Origin of the sequence: Terriglobus tenax (assembly GCF_025685395.1) — a bacterium.
Lineage (GTDB): Bacteria > Acidobacteriota > Terriglobia > Terriglobales > Acidobacteriaceae > Terriglobus > Terriglobus tenax.
Genome location: NZ_JAGSYA010000004.1, coordinates 2,683,522 through 2,702,646, shown reverse-complemented (window position 1 = coordinate 2,702,646; position 19,125 = coordinate 2,683,522). Strand labels below are relative to the sequence as shown.

Below are 19,125 nucleotides of genomic sequence, written 5' to 3'. Positions count from 1 at the left end.
GCGTACCAAGCCGCGGGCAGAGCCGTCATCAAGACTAGAATGGAAGATATGCGCCGGGTTTATCTGGATGCCAACGCGACCACACAGGTGCTGCCGGAAGTTCTGGAGACGATGCTCCCCTTCTATACGCAGCGCTTCGGGAATGCGTCGTCGATCCACCAGCCGGGACAGCAGGCCCGGGCCGCCGTGGAGCAGGCGCGCAATGCCGTTGCCGCGCTGCTGAAATGCCGCGCCGCGGAGGTCGTCTTTACCAGCGGTGGCACCGAGAGCGACAACCTGGCCCTGTTCGGCACCCTGCAGGTTGCAACCGAGATCAATCGCGGCGATCACCTGATCACCAGCGCGATCGAACACCATGCCATTCTGAACGCCGCCGAGGAGCTGGAGCGCCGGGGCGTCGAGGTGACCATCCTGCGTCCGGACAGTGCGGGCGTCATCCAGCCGGAGACACTGCGCTCCGCCATGCGGGAAAATACGCGGCTGGTCTCCATCATGATGGCCAACAATGAAACCGGCGTGATTCAGCCGATCAAAGAGCTGGCTGCCATTGCGCATGAGGGCAACGCCCTGTTCCATACCGACGCCGTGCAGGCCGCGGGTAAGCTGGCCATCGATGTGAAAGCGCTGGGCGTGGACCTGCTGTCGATCTCCGGCCATAAGATGTACGCCCCGCAGGGCACCGGAGCGTTGTACGTGCGTCGTGGGCTGCACCTGCGTCCGCTGCTGTATGGCGGCAGCCATGAGCGCCAGCGCCGCGCCGGGACGGAGAACCTTCCGGGCATCGCCGGCCTGGGCCGCGCGGCGGAGATTGCCCGTGGTTTTCTGGAAAGCGGTGGTACGGCAGAGCTTGCCCGCCTGCGCGACAAGCTGGAGGCCGGCATTCTGGCCTCCGTACCGCAGGTGGAGGTCAACGGAGCAGGCGCGGAACGCGTGGTGAACACCACCAACCTGTACTTCGCGCACCTGGAGGCCGAAGCCCTGGTGATCGCGATGGATCTGAAGGGCGTGGCTGTCAGCGGCGGCTCGGCCTGCCAGTCCGGAGCCACGGACCCGTCGCATGTGCTTCTGGCCATGGGACTTTCGCCGGAACGCTCGCGTGCCAGCATCCGCTTCTCGCTCTCGCGGACGACGACCGAAGAGGAAATCGACGCTGTTCTGGCCGTGGTGCCGGAGGTGGTGGCGCGGCTGCGGTCGCTCTCGCCCGCGTGGCAACAGGCGCTGGCTGTTCCGGCATAACGCCGCCTTTGCCCTTTAAATACAGGTCTCTCCACTTCGCTTCGGTCGAGATGACCATGCAGAAGCCCCCCACCACTGCGAAAAATCAGCGAAAATAGAAGAGATGAGCGAGCAGGAGACCATTGCCGTTGCGATGTCGGGAGGAGTGGACTCCTCGACCGTTGCGGCCATGCTGCGCGCCGAGGGGCACACCGTTGTTGGCCTGACACTGCAACTGTGGAACCAGCGCCGTCTCTCCGGGCATGAGGGCATGCCGGAGGCTGTGCAGGGGCGCTGTTGCTCGATTGACGATGTCTACGACGCGCGACGTGTCGCTGAGCAGATCGGTATTCCCTACTACGTGGTCAACCAGGAAGAGCGCTTTGAGCGCGACGTGGTGAAGCCCTTTGTCAGCGAGTACCTGCGCGGGCGCACGCCGATTCCCTGTACGCTGTGCAACAACCATCTGAAGTTTGACCAGTTGCTGCTGACGGCACGTTCCATTGGGGCCGACCGCATCGCCACCGGCCATTACGCGCGCAACGACTATGACCCAGCGCGCGACCGGTGGATTCTGAAGCGCCCGGCCGACAAGGCCAAGGACCAGACCTACTTCCTGTTTGGACTGACGCAGGAACAGCTTTCGCGGACGATGTTCCCTCTGGGCCACATGACCAAGCCCGAGGTGCGCGACCTGGCCGAGGGCTACGAGTTGGCGCTGGCCAAGAAGCCCGACTCGCAGGAGATCTGCTTTATCCCCGGCGGCGACTACAAGCTGTTTATGGAAGCCTACCTGGAAGAGCAGGAGCAGACGCTGCCCGACACAGCCGGCGAGCTGGTTACCAGCACCGGACAGGTAGTGGGAGCGCACGAGGGCGTCCATCACTTTACGGTGGGACAGCGCAAGGGCATCCAGCAGCGACTGAAGGGCCATCAGCCGAATCCGTTCTATGTGCTGCAGATTGATCCGGCATCGCACCAGGTGACGGTCGGCACGGAAGACGAGTTGCTGACGAAGGTGATGCACGTGGGGGAGATGAACTGGATTTCCCTTCCTGCACTCACTGAACCGATGCGGGTGCAGGCAAAGATTCGCCATCGCCATGAACCGGCGTGGGCGACAATTCAACCCGTCGGCGACGGCGAAGTGGAAGCGATCTTTGACGAGCCGCAGCGCGCTGTAACGCCGGGCCAGTCCGCGGTGTTCTACCAGGACGATGAGGTTGTAGGCGGCGGCTGGATCCGCTAGCTGGAAAAGCTTCGCTTCCAGGGAAGGAAGCAGGGCCTTCGGACCTCCTTTGAGACATGTCTCGAAAAGAAAGGGCTTTAGCCCTGGGGTCTTTGGTAAAAAGCCCAGGGCTAAAGCCCTTCTATCCTGATCACGATTTCAGTGGCCTAAAGGCCACTGCTCCCTCGTTTTATTCGTAGGGATCGTCGTCGTGCGACTGCATGGCGGAGGCGGCGACATCCTTCCAGCTTTTGGCGCGGCTGACGAAGGATTCGATTCCGGCGCGAAGACCGTTCAATACTCCGGAGATATGTTTTACCGGCACCATGATGGCGTGCTGAACCTCCGCGGTCACGCGGCCAACGGTGTCAAAGCTGTGGGTTACGGCAGTGTCGGCGCGGACAATCTGGGCGCGAGCCCGGGTGGTTGCCTCGGAGACGACCAGGTCCAGCTCATGCGCCTTGTCGCGCAGGATGTTTGTGGTCTCCACCAGGTTGTCGGTGATGCGGTCTACCTTGGGCGTGGTGCTTTCGACCACGCGTCCGATCGAATCGATGATGGGGAAGGCCTTACTCTGCAGCTCCTGCACAATGCCGAGCATCTGCTTCTGCGTCTTGGTTGCGCCTACAGCCATGCCAATCAACACAATGGCCTGCAGCACGACGGCTGCGGCAACGACCGCGATAAACCCAATGAGCAGGTTGGAGTGGTCCTGGGCCAGCTGGCTTTGCCAGAGGATGGCTGCTGTGAGCATGAGTAGGCCGCGCCTTCTTTCCGGGAAGTAGGGGGATTCAGGCCCGCACCGGAGTGCCGGGCCTGTCCGTAACTGAGTTTACGCCGTGGGCTCGCTGGAGGGTTCGGCAGTGGTCTTGACGTAGGCCTGCTTGCCCGCCTCAACCGCGGCGGCTACCTTGTCCTGCTGCTCATGGACAAAGCCTTTGCCCTTCTCCACATACTCGGTCCACTGGTTGCGGCCACGCTCGTAGTACTGGCGGCTGCGGTCCACGTATTCGTCCAGCTGTTCTTTGCCCTTCTCCACATACTGGTTGGCCTTGTCCCGGGCTTCCTTGGCGGAGAGCACAAGCTCCTCACGGGTCTCCTTGCCGGACTTAGGCGCGTAGAGCACACCTACCAGCGCACCGATGCCCAGACCTGCAAGAAACCAGCCAATTCCGTTCGAGCCATTTTCATTCTCTGCCATTTGCTTCCCTCTTTCGTGAGCGAGATTCGTGTGTGGAACCTTCAGGTTGCGGAGATTCGGATGGTAGCAAATCCACCTTCGGGCGGCAAACGCACCCAAGCCGGTCCGCACAAAGCTCCCTAACTAAAGAGGATGCCACTCCTGCGTTGCAGGTTTACCCACAACATTCCCTTTCTTCACACAGAAACATCCAGCCCAAATTTGGCGTCTAAGATGGGTGACGACACATTCCCCCTGGCGCGTGCCGGGAAAACAGAGAAAGATCAGGACGAACGTCCCGCGTAAGGAGAGGGATACCCTATGAATCTTGACCGTATGCACAACACATTTCTCATCGCAGGCCTGAGCCTGGTACTGGCCATGGCGGCCACCGGATGCAAAAAGGCCGACGCTCCGGCTGCTCCGGACGATAACGCCCTTGCCTCTTCGATCCAGAGCAAGATCAGCGGCGACTCCGCCCTGAGCACCGAACAGATCCAGGTCGGCGTGGCCGGTGGTGTGGCCACCCTGAGCGGCAACGTCAGCAATGCCGCCGCCAAGACCCTGGCCTCCAACGATGCCGCCACCGTCGCGGGCGTCAAAACCGTGATCAACAACCTGAACGTGGCTGAGCCAGCCCCGGCTCCCGTGGCTGCTGTTGAGCCGCCTCCGGTCAAGGTGGAGAGAGCTCCCAAGCCGAAGCCGGTTGTGATTGAGCGCAAGCCAGCGCCTGCTCCCGCACCGGCCCCGGCGCCAGCTCCGGTCCATACTACCCTGGCTCCGGTTGTTCAGGGCCCGCCGCCTCCGCCGCCGGCCCCCACCACCAAGACCGTGACGGTTGCAGCCGGCACCTTCCTTCCGGTACGTATTACACAGGGTCTGGATTCGGCCACCACGCAGACGGGTGACTCCTTCACCGGTGTTGTCTCCAACGACATCATTGTGGATGGCTGGGTCGCTCTTCGCCAGGGAACCCCGGTCAGCGGCCGCGTGGTCGAGGCCAAGGATGCGGCTCACTTCAAGGGCAGCTCGCTGCTGACCATTGAGCTGACCAGCATCTCCAAGCGCGGCGAGCGCATTGCCGTCTCCACCGAGAGCTTCAGCAAGGAAGGCACTGGCCGCGGCAAGAACACGGCCACCAAGGCTGGCGTAGGCGCAGCCGCGGGCGCAATCCTGGGCGGCATTTTCGGCGGCGGCAAGGGCGCTGCAATTGGAGCCGCTGCGGGCGGTGCCGGCGGTGTGGGCGTCAATGCCATCACCAAGGGCCAGCAGGTGCAGATTCCTTCGGAAACGCTGATCCGCTTCCGCCTGACGAATGCCTTCTCCGTCACCGCCACGCCGGCGGGCGCGGGCAGCGATGGATCTTCGTCGCGTCGTCCCATGCAGGAGTAAATTCCGCAGGCTTAACCCAAAAGGCTCCATGCCCGCAACGGGTATGGAGCCTTTTCCTTGGTGCGCGCATCTTACGTGCAAGACCGGACTGCGACCCTGTTGTCCCAGCTTGGGTCTGACAACTCAGGGACGATGTTTATGCGTCCTATCGGACAAAACGAAGGTGAGTTTGCGTGTAGTAGACTCGGAGGCACCGGATGCCCCGGGGGAAATCTTTTCTTCCCTCAAAGAGATACAACGAATCACCTGCAACCAGACTTGTACGAGGTCTACCGCCTTGGCATCGCCGAAGAAAACTGCAGGATTTCTGACTTTTACGTTGCACTCCCACCTGCCCTATGTGGTGAACCACGGTACGTGGCCCCATGGCATGGAGTGGCTCCACGAAGCAGCAGCTGAGACGTATCTTCCGCTGCTTCGCGTCCTCGGACGGCTGGAGAAGGACGGGCTCGCACTGAAGGCGAATGTAAACCTTTCGCCCATTCTGCTGGAGCAGCTATCCCACCCGGTCTTCAAGGCCGAGTTCCCCAAATATCTGGACCGGAAGATCACCGCCGCAACGGAAGATGAAGCCTTTTTCCTGCAGGGTGGCGAGACCCACTATGCGGAGACCGCCCGTTTCTGGCAGGCCTTCTTCCAGGAGGCTCTCGACGACTTCCACGCCCTTGGCGGCGACATCATCAAAGGCTTCCGTCACTTCAATGACAAGGGCCTGATTGAGATCATTACCTGCGGCGCGACACATGGATACATGCCGCTGCTGGGGACCGATGAAAGCGTCCGCGCACAGGTCCGCACCGCTGTGGATGCGCACAAGCGTCACATCGGCAAGCATCCGCGCGGCATCTGGGCTCCGGAGTGCGGCTACCGCCCCGCCGGTTTCTGGAACTACCCCGTCCCGGATGACGACGGCACCACGCACAAGGGCTTTGACCGCATTGGCGTGGAACAGGCACTGAGCGAGTCGAAGATCGAGTACTTCTTCGTCGACACGCACCTGGTGGAAGAGTCCGAGCGCATTCCTTCTCCCTATGAATTGCTGAACGGGCAGGTGCCTCGCGACGAAGCCACCATCCGCATGACGCACGAGAACCACCGCGGGCTGTACCAGCCCTATTATGTCGATGGTCCGTACGACAAGCGTTATGCCACCACCATCTTTCCGCGCGACCCGCGCACCGGCGTCCAGGTGTGGTCCGGAGACACCGGTTACCCGGGCGACGGCAGCTACCTGGACTTCCATAAGAAGCGCTGGCCCGGCGGCCACCGCTACTGGCGCGTGACCGGACCGAAGCTGGACATGGCCTTCAAGCAGCCTTACTACCCGCAGGAAGCCGCGGAGAAGGTGAAGGAGCACGCCGGCCACTTCGTCCACCTGGTGTATGAGGCTCTGAAAGACGGTTTCAATGACACCATTCCGCCGATTCTCTGCGCTCCGTTTGACGCCGAGCTCTTCGGCCACTGGTGGTTTGAAGGTCCGCTGTGGCTGGAGGCCGTGGCACGCACGCTGGCCGAATATCCCACTGGCATCGAACTGATCTCCTGCTCGGACTACCTGGACAAGTATCCCCGCGCCGGTTTCATCTCCATGCACGAGGGAAGCTGGGGAGCCGAGGGCACCAACCATGTGTGGATGAACCCGGATACGAGCTGGACCTACAACCACATCTATCCGGCGGAGTTGTACACCCGCGAGGTGGCAACAGCCGACAAGTGGAAGGACGGAGCCCTGGGCGAGCGCATTATGAAGCAGCTTTGCCGTGAGCTTCTGCTGCTGGAGTCTTCCGACTGGCAGTTCCTGATCACCACCGGAGCGGCGCGCGACTATGCCGAGAAACGCTTCAACGTCCACAACGAGCAGTTCCTCGAGGTGAAAGCCATCTGGCAGGCCTTTGAACAGAACGGCTCGCTGAACGAGACGGAAGATCGCCGCCTTTCGGAGCTTGAGATCCGGGACTCAGTCTTCCCGGATATTCATCCGGAGTACTGGGCCGCTGGAGCCAAGGCGAGCTAGTTGTGAATTGTGAGTTACGCTGGGGAATTCTCCCCGGCGTTCTTCTTGCGCCCAACTTTCGTCGCTCCAAGTAGAGTTAAAGAGAGCGTTGAGGGAAACTCACACCTCGCAACTCGTCTATGGCTGTCGCTCTTCCCACACTTCCGGCTCACCGTTACAGCGTGCTGCACCGCTGGCACCTGCTGTCTCTGGATGCCCCGACGGTGGCCGTGGTGTGGACCCTGGCGGCGGCGCACATAACGCACCACACGCTCTCCTGGTATGTGCCTGCGGCCATGTTCCTGGCGGTGTGGCTGGTCTACGTGGCGGACCGCCTGCTGGACTACAAGCAGGGCGAGGAACTGGAAGCGCGTCACCGTTTTCACGGCCGCTTCCGCAAACAGTTTCTTGTCGCGGCCTTTGCGGCAATTCCGGCGTTGCTGGTGCTGATGCTGAAGATGCCCTCGCACGCTCTGCTGGCGTACACGCTGCTGTGCCTTCCGCTGGGCCTGTACTTCGCCGTCATTCACAAGACACGCCTTCGCTACAAGGCTCCGAAGGAGGCCGTGGTCGGCGTCTTCTTCGCCGCGGCGGTCTTTTTGCCGGAGGTTCTGACGCCGCGCGTCGCCATTGCCACCACCTTCTTTGCGCTGCTGTGCTGGCTGAACTGCGTGGCGATTCTGCGCTGGGAGAACCCAGGGACCGCTGACTGGTCTGCTCGCAACTTCCCCGCGCTGGCAGTCGCGCTTGCCGCGTTGTGCGTCGTCACGCCCTTCACTCCCGCGCCGCATCCCTTTGCCGTGTTGAACCTGTGCACGGCGAGTTCCGCACTGCTGCTGCTGGCCATTGACCGTATCCAGCGGCCTATCTCTGCCGTGACCCTGCGTGCGGCCGCGGATGCGGCCCTGCTGACGCCGGTCATCCTGCTGCTGCTGCGGTGAACGCCAAACCCAACTTCGATCGCATTGCCAAGCCATACCGTTGGATGGAGTGGCTGAGCTTTGGCCCGCTGCTGCACCGCGCACGCACGGCGTGGCTGGAAGACCTGAGCCATGCGCGCAGCGCCCTCGTACTCGGCGATGGCGACGGGCGCTTTACGCGCGACCTGCTGGCCTTCAATCCGCAGGTCCACGCGCATGCCGTTGACCTGAGTGCGGGCATGCTGGCACAGCTCCGCCTGCGTTGCGCCCCGTATGCGGACCGCGTGCGTACCACGCACTGCGATGCGATGGAGTTTGTACCGGATACGCGATATGACCTGGTGACGACGCACTTCTTTCTGGACTGCCTTACGCGGCAGCAGGTGGAGCAATTGATCCGAACGCTGCTACCGGCGCTGACAACGGATGCCATGTGGCTGGTCAGCGACTTTGACATTCCGCAACAAGGCGTGGGGCGGCCTGTCGCCGCAGCGCTTGTACCGTCACTGTACGCTGCGTTTCGCGTGATGACGGGGCTGCGCACGCGGCAGATTCCTGATTACGCTACGGCGCTGCAACAGGCAGGCTTTGACCTGATGCAACGAAGAGAGATTTTTGCCGGACTCATTCTTTCGAGCGAATACAAACGGACGCGCAAGGCATAGAATTCACAGCATGAGGAAGGCTCTCCCGCTCGCTCTGCTTTCTCTCGCCGCGTCGCTTGCAGCGCAGACATCGCTTGCCACGAATTCCGCACAGCCGCTTGCCGAGCGCGTGGTCGCCTACACCATCGATGCGCAGGTTGACCCCGTAAAGCACACAGTCGATGCAACCGAGACACTTGTCTACCGCAACCTGACCGGCCAGCGGCTGACCAGCGTTCCCTTCCACCTGTACCTGAACGCCTTCCGTCCTGAGTCCACCTTCTCGCGTGAGACCGCCGAGGGTGGCAGCGTGCGTGAGGAAGAGCGCGAGTACCCGGAGAAACGCATCGGCGCCATCACCATTGCCTCCATCACAGCGGATGGTTTCGGAGACCTGACCAAGGCACAGCGTTTCACCGCACCTGACGATGGCAACATGGAAGACCGCACCGTAATGGAGGTTCCGCTGCCGCACGCATTGGAACCAGGCGAGACCATTACCTTCCACATCGCCTTCCATGACAAGTTCCCGGAGTCGATTGCGCGCAACGGCTACAAGCGCGACTTCATGATGGGCGGCCAGTGGTTCCCGAAGGTGGGCGTCTTCTGGCACGGCGCGTGGAACTGTCACCAGTATCACGCCACCACCGAGTTCTTCTCGGACTTCGGCACCTACAACGTGAAGCTGACCGTGCCGGAGAACTACACCGTGGGCACGACCGGGATCTCCACTGGCACCACGCGCAGCAGCGGACGTAAGACGATGAGCTTCTACGCCGAAGATGTACATGACTTTGCCTGGGCTGCTTCTCCACGCTTCCAGGAGACGACCGAGACGTATCTCTCCGGCATGGGCCCGGTACGTATTCGCGTGCTGGCACTGAAGTCGCACCCGGATGCAGGCCCACGCTATGCTGCCACCATCAGGCAGACGATGGCGAAGTTTGAGCAGTGGTATGGCCCGTATCCGTACAAGCAGATCACCGTGATTGATCCCGAGCCAGGCTCCGGCATGGAGGGCATGGAATACCCCACGCTGGTGACGGGCGGCACAAGCTGGCTGGAGCCCAGGTGGTCTCGCCTGCTGGAGGTGACCACCGAACATGAGTTCGGCCACCAGTACTGGTATGGCATGGTGGCTACCAACGAATTTGAAGAGGCATGGCTCGATGAAGGCATCAACTCCTACACCGAGGTGAAGGTGATGGAGTCGCTCTTCGGAAAGGACAACGGCATCCTGGGCGGCCGGTACGCTAACCTGGGAGATCGCGGAGCGCAACGGTATGAGTATCTTCTGGCGCCGGACTATGACCCGCTGACACGCTTTGCCTACAAGTTCCGCAACGCGAACTCCTATGGCGGCGTGACCTATGGCAAGACGGCAAGCGCGCTGCTGACACTGGAAGGGCTGATTGGCGAAGCAACGATGCGTGAGGCCGTACGAAATTACTTCACGAAGTATCGCTTCACGCATCCGACGACAGATGACTTTCTGCGTGAGGTGGAACAGACCGCGATTGCGACGCATCGTGTCGAGTCTGCCGGCGGCATCTCTCCCGCTCTACGCTTCTACTTCCACCAGGCTGTCTACGGTACAGCCGTGCTTGACTACGCTATCGACCAGGCCGTCTCGGAACCCGTGCAATGGTGGAAGCCAGAACCGAAGGACACGAAGAGCACCGACTACCGGAGCACCGTTGTGGTGCATCGCAAGGGCGACTTCGTTCTTCCTGTCACGGTCGAAGTCCGGTTTGACGACGGCAGCAGCACGCGCCTGTGGTGGGATGGCGCTGACCGCTGGAAGAAATTCGCCTTCACCAAACGCGGCGTGAAGGTCGTCTCGGCGGAGGTTGACCCCGACCACATTGTGGTACTCGACAAAGACCAGTTCAACAACAGCTACCGCGTAACGCCGGACAACACCGCCGCGCACAAACTCACCGCCATGATGCTGTTCCTGGAACAGTGCCTCAGCCAGTTCGCCACATGGATCGTATAAGCATGAAGACCCGCCGCCCGCTCCTGCTCACCGGCTTTGGACTGGCCGTACGCCACTGGCGCGCCGTCGTATGGACCTATGCCCTGCAACTGCTGCTAACCGTGCTGTTTGCATGGGGGCTTACGCACCAGCTCTCGTCTCTGCTGGCACACTCGCTGGCCTCGGCGCGGCTGAGCTCGGGCTTTGACCTTGTCGTTCTGCTGGAGGCAATGAAGCGCGTGAACCAGTTTCCCAACGCCGGGCCGCAGCAGTTTCTACTCTCCAGCCTTCTGTTCGCGCTGCTGTACCTGATCCTGACGCCGGGTACGCTGTACGCCTACCTGACCGGCGAGCGCGCCTGCCTGCACCGTCTGCTCTTCCAGGGCTTTCGGATGTTCTGGCGATTTGCCTTCCTCGCGCTGGCTGCGGGCATTGGTTTCGCGGTTGTACTCGGGCCGCTGTCAGCCATCCGTACCGCAATCAATAACCACCTGGACGCGGCCAGCTTCTTCGGCAAACCGGGCTTCCTCGTCTCCATGACGATGCTGGCGGTATTGCTGCTGGTGGCCTGCGTGCTGCGACTGTACTTTGACCTGGTGGAGGTCTACGCCGTTCGCGCAAGGCTGACCGAACCCGGCAGCCACGGCGCCTTTTTCCCCGCGCTGCGACTGCTGCGCTCTCGTTTTTGGGGGCCGTATCTCAGCTTTGCCCTGCTGACCTTTGGCGGTATAGGAACCATTGCCCTGGCCGCATGGTTCGCTGTTCATCGGCTGGCCGCGCCGCACGCCTTCGGCATCTTTGTTCTTTTACAGAGCGGCATCTTCGTTGACCTGTTCACGCGCTTCTGGCAGCGCGGCATGGAGGTCACCCTGGTGGAAGATGCCGTGGAGCCAGAGCCCGTTATCGAACCAATCTCCTCGCCGGATGCCCCGTTTTACCCGCCTGAGGAGAACAGTGTCTTTGAGGGTTAACCCCACGCAGCCTCGCTCTCTGGCATTCTTCTAAGTGATGAACCTTTATCTGCTTCGCCATGCAAGCGCCGGAACCCGCCGTGTGAATCCCCTGCTGGACACGCGCCGCCCTCTCGACAAAGAGGGTAAGAAGCAGTGCCTGCAGCTTGGCCATGTGCTGAACGGCATGCGGCTGCACTTTGACCTGATCGTCTCAAGCCCGTTGAAGCGCAGCCTGCAGACGGCCTCACTGATCGGCATGGAGACCGGCTACGACGCCTCGGTTCTGCTGTCGAACGCTCTGGCTCCCGGCGCAACCTTTGCCGACTTCCAGAAGCTGCTGAGCGAATGCGCCGAGGCTGAGAACCTGCTGGTGGTGGGCCACAACCCCAACCTGACGCAGTTCCTTGGCTCATTGATTGCCATGCCGAAGCCGGCGCGTGTGCGCCTCAGGAAGGGCTCCATTGCGCGCGTCAATTATGACCGCAGCTCAGGCATCCTGCAGTGGCTGCTGGATCCGCGCACCGTACGCGCGCTTTATACGGCTTCGACGACAAGTTCACGGCGGAAGATCTCGCGGAAGTAAACGGACTCTTTCCTCAGGGCCCACATCTCCAGCTCAGCCCCACCACGTGCCGCCGCCAGGTCAAGCAGCACACGCTTTGGGTAGACCTTGGTATGCAGCTTCACCGCGGCCGTGGCGCGATCCTGGTTCAAGGCCACAGCCAGCCGCAGCAGGCAGATGGCGCGCGTCACCGAGGTATGCTCCTCCACCGGAACGGCGCGCATCACACGGTCCATCGCATCCGGTCGGCTCTTGCCCAGGTAGCGGGCAATGGCGCTGACCGTGGCGCGCTGCTCCGGCGAAAAGCCATAAATTTCCGAGTTCGCCAGGATGTACTGCGTATGCCGGTGATGGCCCTGGTGGTTCATGTACTTGCCCACGTCCTGCATCATGGCCGCAGCTTCCAGCCACAGGCGGTACTCGGGCGAAAGTTCATGCACGGCCTGCAGACCGTCAAACAACTGCGCCACATGCGCGCGGATGGGCTCGTTCTTCCTGGGGTCCACACCGTAGCGGCGGCACAGTTCGCGGATGCCGTTCCAGCGCTCGTCCTCCACCTGCTGGTGAACACCGGCGCGAATATCGGTCTCGGCCAGCATCTGCGCCAATACACCGTCGCGCAGACCCAGCGGAGAGTAGCGGAAGCCCTTCAGCTCCATGCGCTCCAGCAGTGAGGCGTAGACGAAGGCACCGCCCACGATAATCTCACTGCGCTTGGGACCAATGCCCGGCACCTGCACACGCTCGGCATTGGTCATCTTGGCCAGCATGCCCGCCACCTTGCGAATACTTGCAGTATCTGCTTCCAGCGTTGTCTTCTTCTTGGTGCGCTGCGCGGCTTTCTTGAACAGAACGGCAGCAGCCTCGGCGAGTGCGGCAGCCGTTCCGCTGGTGGCGATCACCAGGGGAACACGCACATGGCCAAGCTTCTTCTCGGCACGCTGCAGTTCACGATGAATAAAGCGGTCAAGTTGCGCCAGGTCTTCCTTGCTGGCCGGGTCGCTGTGCAGAAATTCCTGCTGCAGACGCACCGCGCCCAGCGGCGTGCTGACCATGGCCTTGATGCGGCCGTTCTCGCTGTGCGTAATTTCGCAGCTTCCGCCGCCAAGGTCGATCATCATGCAGCGGCCGCGCGCTCCTGGCTCCAGTGTCACCACGCCCAGGTGGATCAGGCGGCCCTCTTCCAGACCGGAGATCACCTCCAGGGTCCAACCGGTGGCCGACTTGACCCAGGCAGCAAAGGCATCTGCGTTGCGGGCATCGCGCGTTGCGGAGGTGGCCACAACGCGCACCTTGTCCACCACATGGGCCTGCACGGCTTTATGAAAGCGTTTCAGGGCTCGGATGGTGGTCGCCATCGCTTCAGGAGAGATCACGCCGGTCTCAAAGACGCTTTCACCGAGACGTGTGACCTCGCGGTCTTCATACAACGTCTTCAGTTTGTGCATCTGCACGGCGGCAATCTTCAGCCGGCAGGAGTTGGACCCGATATCGATAGCTGCAAACGTCGGCATGTTTTCCTCGCGTCAGGATACACGGTTCGTGCATCGAATCATCTAGGCGATTTCTGTGTCTAACAGGAAGCAGCGCCAATCTTTCAAGTAAGTTGAGTTCCCCAACGGATGGTCACCATGTACGCCCCGAAGCCCGCCGTGACGCAGTCACGACTGACGAGCACCCGCAATCGCAGGCTCTGGATACTGTCGATTGTGTGGGTGGCGGTGTATTTCGCGAGCCTTTTTTCGCCCCCGCTGCTGGACGATGCGGATGCTACCCACGCGCAGGCCGCCGCCACCATGGCGCGTACCGGCGACTACGTCACGCTGTACGTTAATGGCATCCGTTACCTGGAGAAGGCCGCCCTGCCCTACTGGCTGGCCGCCGCCGACTATCGCATCTTCGGCTTCAACTCTTTTGCTACACACCTGCCACTGGCGCTTGGCGTGGGCCTGCTGGCCGCGCTGGCGTATCGCTGGGCCAAGCATGCCATCTCGCAGACCGCGGGCTTCTACGCCGCCCTGGCCACGCTGACCACCACCGGCGTCTTCCTGTTCACACGCATCTTCATTCCGGAGGTGCTGCTGTCTGTCTTTCTCTGCGCGGCGCTATATTGCATGCTGCGAGGGCTTGAGACAAGCCGGAAGGGCTACTTCTACGGCATGTGGGCCGCCCTGGCGCTGGCCGTGATGACCAAGGGGTTGATTGGCCTGGTCTTCCCCCTGGGCGCGGCCGGTGTCTACCTGGCGATTACGGGGGAGTGGCGCCGCTGGCGCGAGTTCCGCGTTGTCACCGGGGGTCTGCTCTTCCTGGCCATCGCTGCTCCGTGGCATATTCTTGCCGGCCTGCGGAACACCGGCGGCATGAACGGCCACGGCTTCTTCTGGTTTTACTTCATCAACGAGCACGTGCTGCGCTTCCTGGGCAAGCGCTATCCCAAGGACTACAACAAGCTGCCTGGATACCTGTTCTGGGTGCTGCACCTGGTCTGGCTCTTCCCCTGGTCACTGTTTTTGCCCGTAGCCGTGCTGGACCTGTGGCGCAACCGCAAGGACTACCTGCGGCCGAAGACCTTTGCCAACCAGACCATGCTGCTGTGCGGCATCTATGCGGCGCTGGTTCTGGTCTTCTTCTCCATCTCCACCAACCAGGAGTACTACACCTTCCCGGCGTACCTGCCCATCCTTCTGCTGATCACGCTGTCGCTGGCGCGGCGCGAGAGCAATGTTCTGCGAGGCCGCATGATGTCAGCCGCGCACATTGTCTTCGCAGCGATTGGCTTCCTGATTGCCGGAGCGCTGTTCTACGGCCTGTGGAGCTCTCGCCACCTGCCCTTTGAACCCAGCATCGGCGACCTGCTGGCGCATCGCGCCGTGGGCAACTACACGTTGTCGATGTCGCACTTCTTTGACCTGACCGGAGCATCGTTCGCGGCCCTGCGCCTGCCCGCCGCTCTGGCCATGCTCGCCTTTGCGTTCGGACCTGCCGTGGCGTGGAACCTTCGTCTGCACCGGCGCAATACCGCCGGGCTGGCCGTAATTGCCTTCACCATGGCGCTGTTCTTTATCGCCGCTCACATTGCTCTGGTGCGCTTCGGGTCCATGCTGAGCTGCAGCCAGCTTGCCGATACGGCCAATGACCTGGTGGCCACCAGGCGCATTGAGCCGAACTATCAACTGATGCTGTACGGGGACCAGTCCTACGGCTCGTCGGTGATCTTCTATACCGACCATCGCGCACTGCTGGTCAACGGCCGCTCCAGTTCCCTGATCTTCGGCAGCACCTTTCCGGACGCTCCGCACATCTTCCTGAACTCGCAGGACCTGCTGCATACATGGGGAACGGGCGTTCGCCACCTGCTGTTTGTTCCATCGGACCAGCACGAAGAGGTGGAGAAGCTGCTGGGTGGCCACTACGTGCTGCTGAAGGAGACCTCCGGCAACTCGCTGATCACCGACCGTCCCCTGAATTGACGTGGGGCGGCAAAACCGGGACGATTAGGTAAGAATCCCGTGAGCATCCCCACTTCATTCGCTGTGGCGGAACCCGCCGCCCCGTTCGCTGCTGCACGCAGGAAGTCCGTCGCGATCCTTGTCGCCATCTGGGCCATTCTGCAGCTTGGCGGTATCTTCACGCCCGGCCTTCTGGACGACGTCGACTCGGTCTACCTCGAGGTAGCGCGCGAGATGCTTGTCCGTCACGACTACGTGACGCCCTATGTCGACGGCATCCGCTTCTTCGACAAGCCGCCACTGATGTACTGGCTGGCCGCGGGCAGTATGAAGATCTTCGGGCCACATGACTGGGCCGGACGGCTTCCACTGGCTCTGCTGGTGCTTGGGCTTACCCTCTCGGTCTATGCGCTGGGCAAGCGCTTGTTCGGCGAACGCGGAGGCTTCTACTCCGGCCTCGCCATTGCCACCTCCATCGGCACCTACCTGTTTACGCGTTTTTATATTCCTGACGTGCCGCTGGCGTTGTGGATGACGGTTTCGATCCACCTGCTGCTCATCGCTCTGGACCGCGTCCGGGCACAGCAGTCCGCGCTCAAGCCCATGCTGGGCTTTGCGACCATCACCGCGCTGAATGTGCTGACCAAGGGTCTGATCGGCCTGGTCTTCCCGGTAGGCTTCGCCCTGATCTTTCTGCTGTTGACGGGGCAGCTTGCTGCGCTGCGCAGGCTGCATCTGCTGGCCTCCACCGCGCTGTTCCTGCTCATCACGCTGCCATGGCATGTGCTGGCGGCGTTGCGCAACCCGGCCATCAACACCGACGCGCGCGGGTGGTTCTGGTTCTACGTCATCAATGAGCACTTCATGCGCTTTGTCGGCAAACGCATTCCGCATGACTACGGCCAGGTGCCAGTGCTTATCTTCTGGGGCATGATCCTGGCGTGGCTGCTGCCGTGGGCGGTCTTTCTGCCGCGCGCCGTGCGCTGGAGTGTTACCACGCTGCGCTCTGCGGGCCTGAAGGCCCGCGAGTCGGAAGCTCCGCTCGCCCTGTTTCTCTGGGCCATCATCGTCATTGGCTTCTTCTCCCTGGGCAGCCGGCAGGAGTATTACGCGCTGCCCGCGCTGCCTGCGCTGGCATTGCTGGCCGGTGGGCAGCTTGCCCGCGCCGAAGAGCCGGGGCATCCTGGCGCTCGTAAAGCCGCCTACTTCTGGACCGTATGGCTACTGCTTCCCATCACCACGCTGGCCGCGGTGGTCTGCACATGGTTCGCGATCACAGCGCCGATTCCGCCCGCAGGCACGGACATCTCCGCCCTGCTGACCACCAACCCGGACCGCTATACCCTGGCGCTGGGCCACTTGTATGACCTGACCGGTCAGGCGATGGGCTTCTTCCATTTCCCGCTGATTCTGGTGGCTGTCTCCATGTACGCTGCGGGTCTGACGGCCTGGCTGCTGCGCCGCGCAGGCAGATTCTATGCGGCCAATGTGACCCTGGCGGTGGCCATGATGGGGAACCTCTGGGGGATGCATGAGGGGCTGGCGCGCTTCTATCCCATCCTTGGCTCGAAGGGGCTGGCGGATGCCATCACGGCCGAGTTCCAGCCCGGCGACCAGATCATGCTGGATGGCGAGCTGACCTCGGGCTCGTCTATCGCCTTCTACACGCGCCAGCCGCTGCACCTGATCAATGGCCGCGTAAATGGCCCCTGGTACGGCAGCTTCTGGCCGGATGCAGCCGATATCTTCGAGGACAACAACTCTCTGTATGAAGCATGGGCCGGCAAGGAACGCGTCTTCCTGATGACCTATGAACCGAAGAAACGTACCGCTGACCTGACACCCTTCGGCGGTGTCTACGTGCTCAAGTCCGAGGGCGGCAAGACGGTGCTGACCAACCATCCGTAGCCAGGGTTGGGTTCTGTCACAGCCACTTCACGTGCAGCACGTAGACATACAGCACGGACAAGAGGCCAATCACCGTTACCAGCAGAAGGCTATGCCGCAGCGAAAAGCTGAAGAGCTTTGACTGCTCCTCCTGTTTCATCCCTGTAGCGGCAGCGGCCACGGCGATGGTCTGCAGGCTGATCATCTTTCCCATCACGCCGCCAGCGGAGTTCGCCGCGGCCATCAGCACGGCATCCAGGCCAAGACGGCCTGCTGTTACCTCCTGCAGGCTGCCGAAGAGTGCGTTGGCTGAGGTATCCGAGCCGGTAAGGAAGACACCCAGCCAGCCCAGCAGCGCGCTGAAGAACGGGAACAGGACGCCCGTTGCCGCGAAGGCCAGCCCGAGCGTAGCCGTGGCTCCGCAGTAGTTCATCAGGAAGGCGATGGCCAGCACCGACGCCACAGTAAGTGTGGGCAGCATGAGCGTACGCACGACAGAAACGATGATGCGCAGCAGATGTCCCGGGCGCACGCGCAGCAGCAGCACCGAAAGCAGCGTGGCCATCATGCACGATGTTCCCGCAGCCGAGAAGAAGTTCAGATTGAAGATCGCCGGGTACGGCGACATCTTCGGCACCAGCGGCGGCATGCGCAGAACGATGTTGTTCAGGTACGGCCAGGGAATCAGGATGCTGCCGCGGTTCAGCAGCCGCTGAAAGGGCTGGTAGCCCCACAGCAGGACGCACAGCACCAGCAGGCCGTACGGCATCCATGCCAGCACGATCTCGCGCGCGGAATATCGCTGCGCTGCCTCTTCCACCGGGGTGCGCAGATACGCAGCGGGCGGCTGCGACTTGCGCAGGCGCAGCACCACCACCAGTACCGCAATGGCCGCAAGTGATGCCAGGATGTCTGTTAGCTGCGGGCCAATGAAGTTTGACACCGTGTACTGCACCGAGGCGAAGGCGGCTCCTCCGGCAAGGCACGGAAGCCAGACCCCGGCAAAGCCCGCACGGCCCCACATCGCCAGCACAAGATACGTTGGCAGCAGCAGCGAGACCGGAGCGCAGAAGCTGCCTACTGCTCCGCTCAGCTTGTCCAGCGGCAGGCCGGTGGTTCCGGCAAGCGTGACCACCGGGATTCCAATTGACCCAAAGGCCACTGGCGCCGTATTGGCCAGCAGGCAAAGCGCAGCCGCATCGAAACCGGAAAACCCAAGCCCCATCAACATGGTGGCGGCAATGGCCACCGGAGCGCCAAAACCAGCCGCGCCTTCAAGGAAGGCTCCGAAGGCAAAGGCGATCAGTAAGGCCTGCAGCCGAAGATCCGGCGTCAACCGGCTGACGGACTCCTTGATGATCTCGAACTTGCCTGTCTGTTCGGTGACACGGAAAAGTGCGATGGCCCAGAAGATGATCCACGAGATGGGAAACAGGCCGAAAGCCGCGCCATGCGCGGCCGCACTGACGGCCTGCAGAACGGGCATCTGATAACCGCCGACTGCCAGCACAAAGGTGACCGCAAGTCCGGCCAGCCCCGCCATCCAAGACGGCTTGCGCAGCACGCCCAGCAGCAACAACAAGGTGAAGATGGGAAGCGCCGCCAGAGCAGCCGACCAGCCGAGTCCCAGGTGAAACAGCAGATAGTCCTGCGGCCACGGCATCGTATGTGTCGGCTCACGGAGTGGGATGAGGTGCTTTCGCGCTCATACTACGGTCCGCCAA

General features: G+C 61.9%; 15 protein-coding genes. 11 read left to right on the top strand and 4 right to left on the bottom strand.

The window, feature by feature from the left end:
- Positions 1–48 precede the first annotated feature (48 nt).
- Together OHL13_RS17150 and mnmA are read left to right on the top strand one after the other, a co-directional pair.
- Complete coding sequence (locus OHL13_RS17150) at positions 49–1,236, top strand: cysteine desulfurase family protein (RefSeq protein WP_263411345.1); 1,188 nt, start codon at positions 49–51, stop codon at positions 1,234–1,236.
- A 103-nt stretch (positions 1,237–1,339) separates the two neighbouring features.
- Entirely contained in the window at positions 1,340–2,464 is a 1,125-nt protein-coding gene (gene mnmA / locus OHL13_RS17145) for a tRNA 2-thiouridine(34) synthase MnmA (protein WP_263411344.1), read from the top strand.
- Between the two features lie 169 nt (positions 2,465–2,633).
- Here mnmA and OHL13_RS17140 read toward each other — a convergent pair whose 3' ends face one another.
- Positions 2,634–3,197, bottom strand: coding sequence for a hypothetical protein (locus OHL13_RS17140; RefSeq protein ID WP_263411343.1), 564 nt, complete (start codon positions 3,195–3,197; stop codon positions 2,634–2,636).
- 78 nt (positions 3,198–3,275) lie between these two features.
- Positions 3,276–3,644, bottom strand: coding sequence for a YtxH domain-containing protein (locus OHL13_RS17135; protein ID WP_263411342.1), 369 nt, complete (start codon positions 3,642–3,644; stop codon positions 3,276–3,278).
- 300 nt (positions 3,645–3,944) lie between these two features.
- Between OHL13_RS17135 and OHL13_RS17130 the strand changes: the two genes are divergently transcribed.
- From OHL13_RS17130 to OHL13_RS17100, 7 genes are all read left to right on the top strand, one after another.
- Complete coding sequence (locus OHL13_RS17130) at positions 3,945–5,015, top strand: BON domain-containing protein (RefSeq protein ID WP_263411341.1); 1,071 nt, start codon at positions 3,945–3,947, stop codon at positions 5,013–5,015.
- 319 nt (positions 5,016–5,334) lie between these two features.
- Positions 5,335–7,029, top strand: a complete 1,695-nt coding sequence (locus OHL13_RS17125) for a glycoside hydrolase family 57 protein (RefSeq protein ID WP_263411340.1) — start codon at positions 5,335–5,337, stop codon at positions 7,027–7,029.
- 119 nt (positions 7,030–7,148) lie between these two features.
- Positions 7,149–7,949: a hypothetical protein gene (locus OHL13_RS17120; RefSeq protein ID WP_263411339.1), complete on the top strand. Its 801-nt coding sequence runs from the start codon at positions 7,149–7,151 to the stop codon at positions 7,947–7,949.
- Complete coding sequence (locus OHL13_RS17115) at positions 7,946–8,593, top strand: class I SAM-dependent methyltransferase (RefSeq protein ID WP_263411338.1); 648 nt, start codon at positions 7,946–7,948, stop codon at positions 8,591–8,593. The genes OHL13_RS17120 and OHL13_RS17115 overlap by 4 nt, the downstream gene beginning before the upstream one ends.
- Before the next feature lie 10 nt (positions 8,594–8,603).
- Positions 8,604–10,571, top strand: coding sequence for a M1 family metallopeptidase (locus tag OHL13_RS17110; protein ID WP_263411337.1), 1,968 nt, complete (start codon positions 8,604–8,606; stop codon positions 10,569–10,571).
- Between the two features lie 2 nt (positions 10,572–10,573).
- The gene (locus tag OHL13_RS17105; protein ID WP_263411336.1) at positions 10,574–11,521 is read left to right on the top strand and encodes a hypothetical protein; all 948 of its coding nucleotides are present in this window, start codon (positions 10,574–10,576) and stop codon (positions 11,519–11,521) included.
- Positions 11,522–11,558: 37 nt separating this feature from the next.
- Positions 11,559–12,086, top strand: a complete 528-nt coding sequence (locus OHL13_RS17100) for a SixA phosphatase family protein (protein ID WP_263411682.1) — start codon at positions 11,559–11,561, stop codon at positions 12,084–12,086.
- On the opposite strand, the gene ppx is transcribed toward OHL13_RS17100, so the two are convergent.
- Positions 12,038–13,579 (bottom strand): exopolyphosphatase, encoded by a 1,542-nt coding sequence (gene ppx, locus OHL13_RS17095; protein ID WP_263411335.1) that lies wholly within the window; start codon positions 13,577–13,579, stop codon positions 12,038–12,040. The two genes, OHL13_RS17100 and ppx, sit on opposite strands and share 49 nt — an antisense overlap.
- Positions 13,580–13,696: 117 nt before the next feature.
- On the opposite strand from ppx, the gene OHL13_RS17090 reads away from it, so the two are divergent.
- Together OHL13_RS17090 and OHL13_RS17085 are read left to right on the top strand one after the other, a co-directional pair.
- Entirely contained in the window at positions 13,697–15,535 is a 1,839-nt protein-coding gene (locus OHL13_RS17090; RefSeq protein ID WP_263411334.1) for an ArnT family glycosyltransferase, read from the top strand.
- Positions 15,536–15,574: 39 nt separating this feature from the next.
- Positions 15,575–17,422 carry an ArnT family glycosyltransferase gene (locus tag OHL13_RS17085; RefSeq protein WP_263411333.1) on the top strand — a complete coding sequence of 616 codons (1,848 nt, stop codon included), beginning with the start codon at positions 15,575–15,577 and terminating at the stop codon, positions 17,420–17,422.
- Positions 17,423–17,438: 16 nt separating this feature from the next.
- On the opposite strand, the gene OHL13_RS17080 is transcribed toward OHL13_RS17085, so the two are convergent.
- Positions 17,439–19,064 (bottom strand): L-lactate permease, encoded by a 1,626-nt coding sequence (locus tag OHL13_RS17080; RefSeq protein WP_263411332.1) that lies wholly within the window; start codon positions 19,062–19,064, stop codon positions 17,439–17,441.
- Positions 19,065–19,125 lie beyond the last annotated feature (61 nt).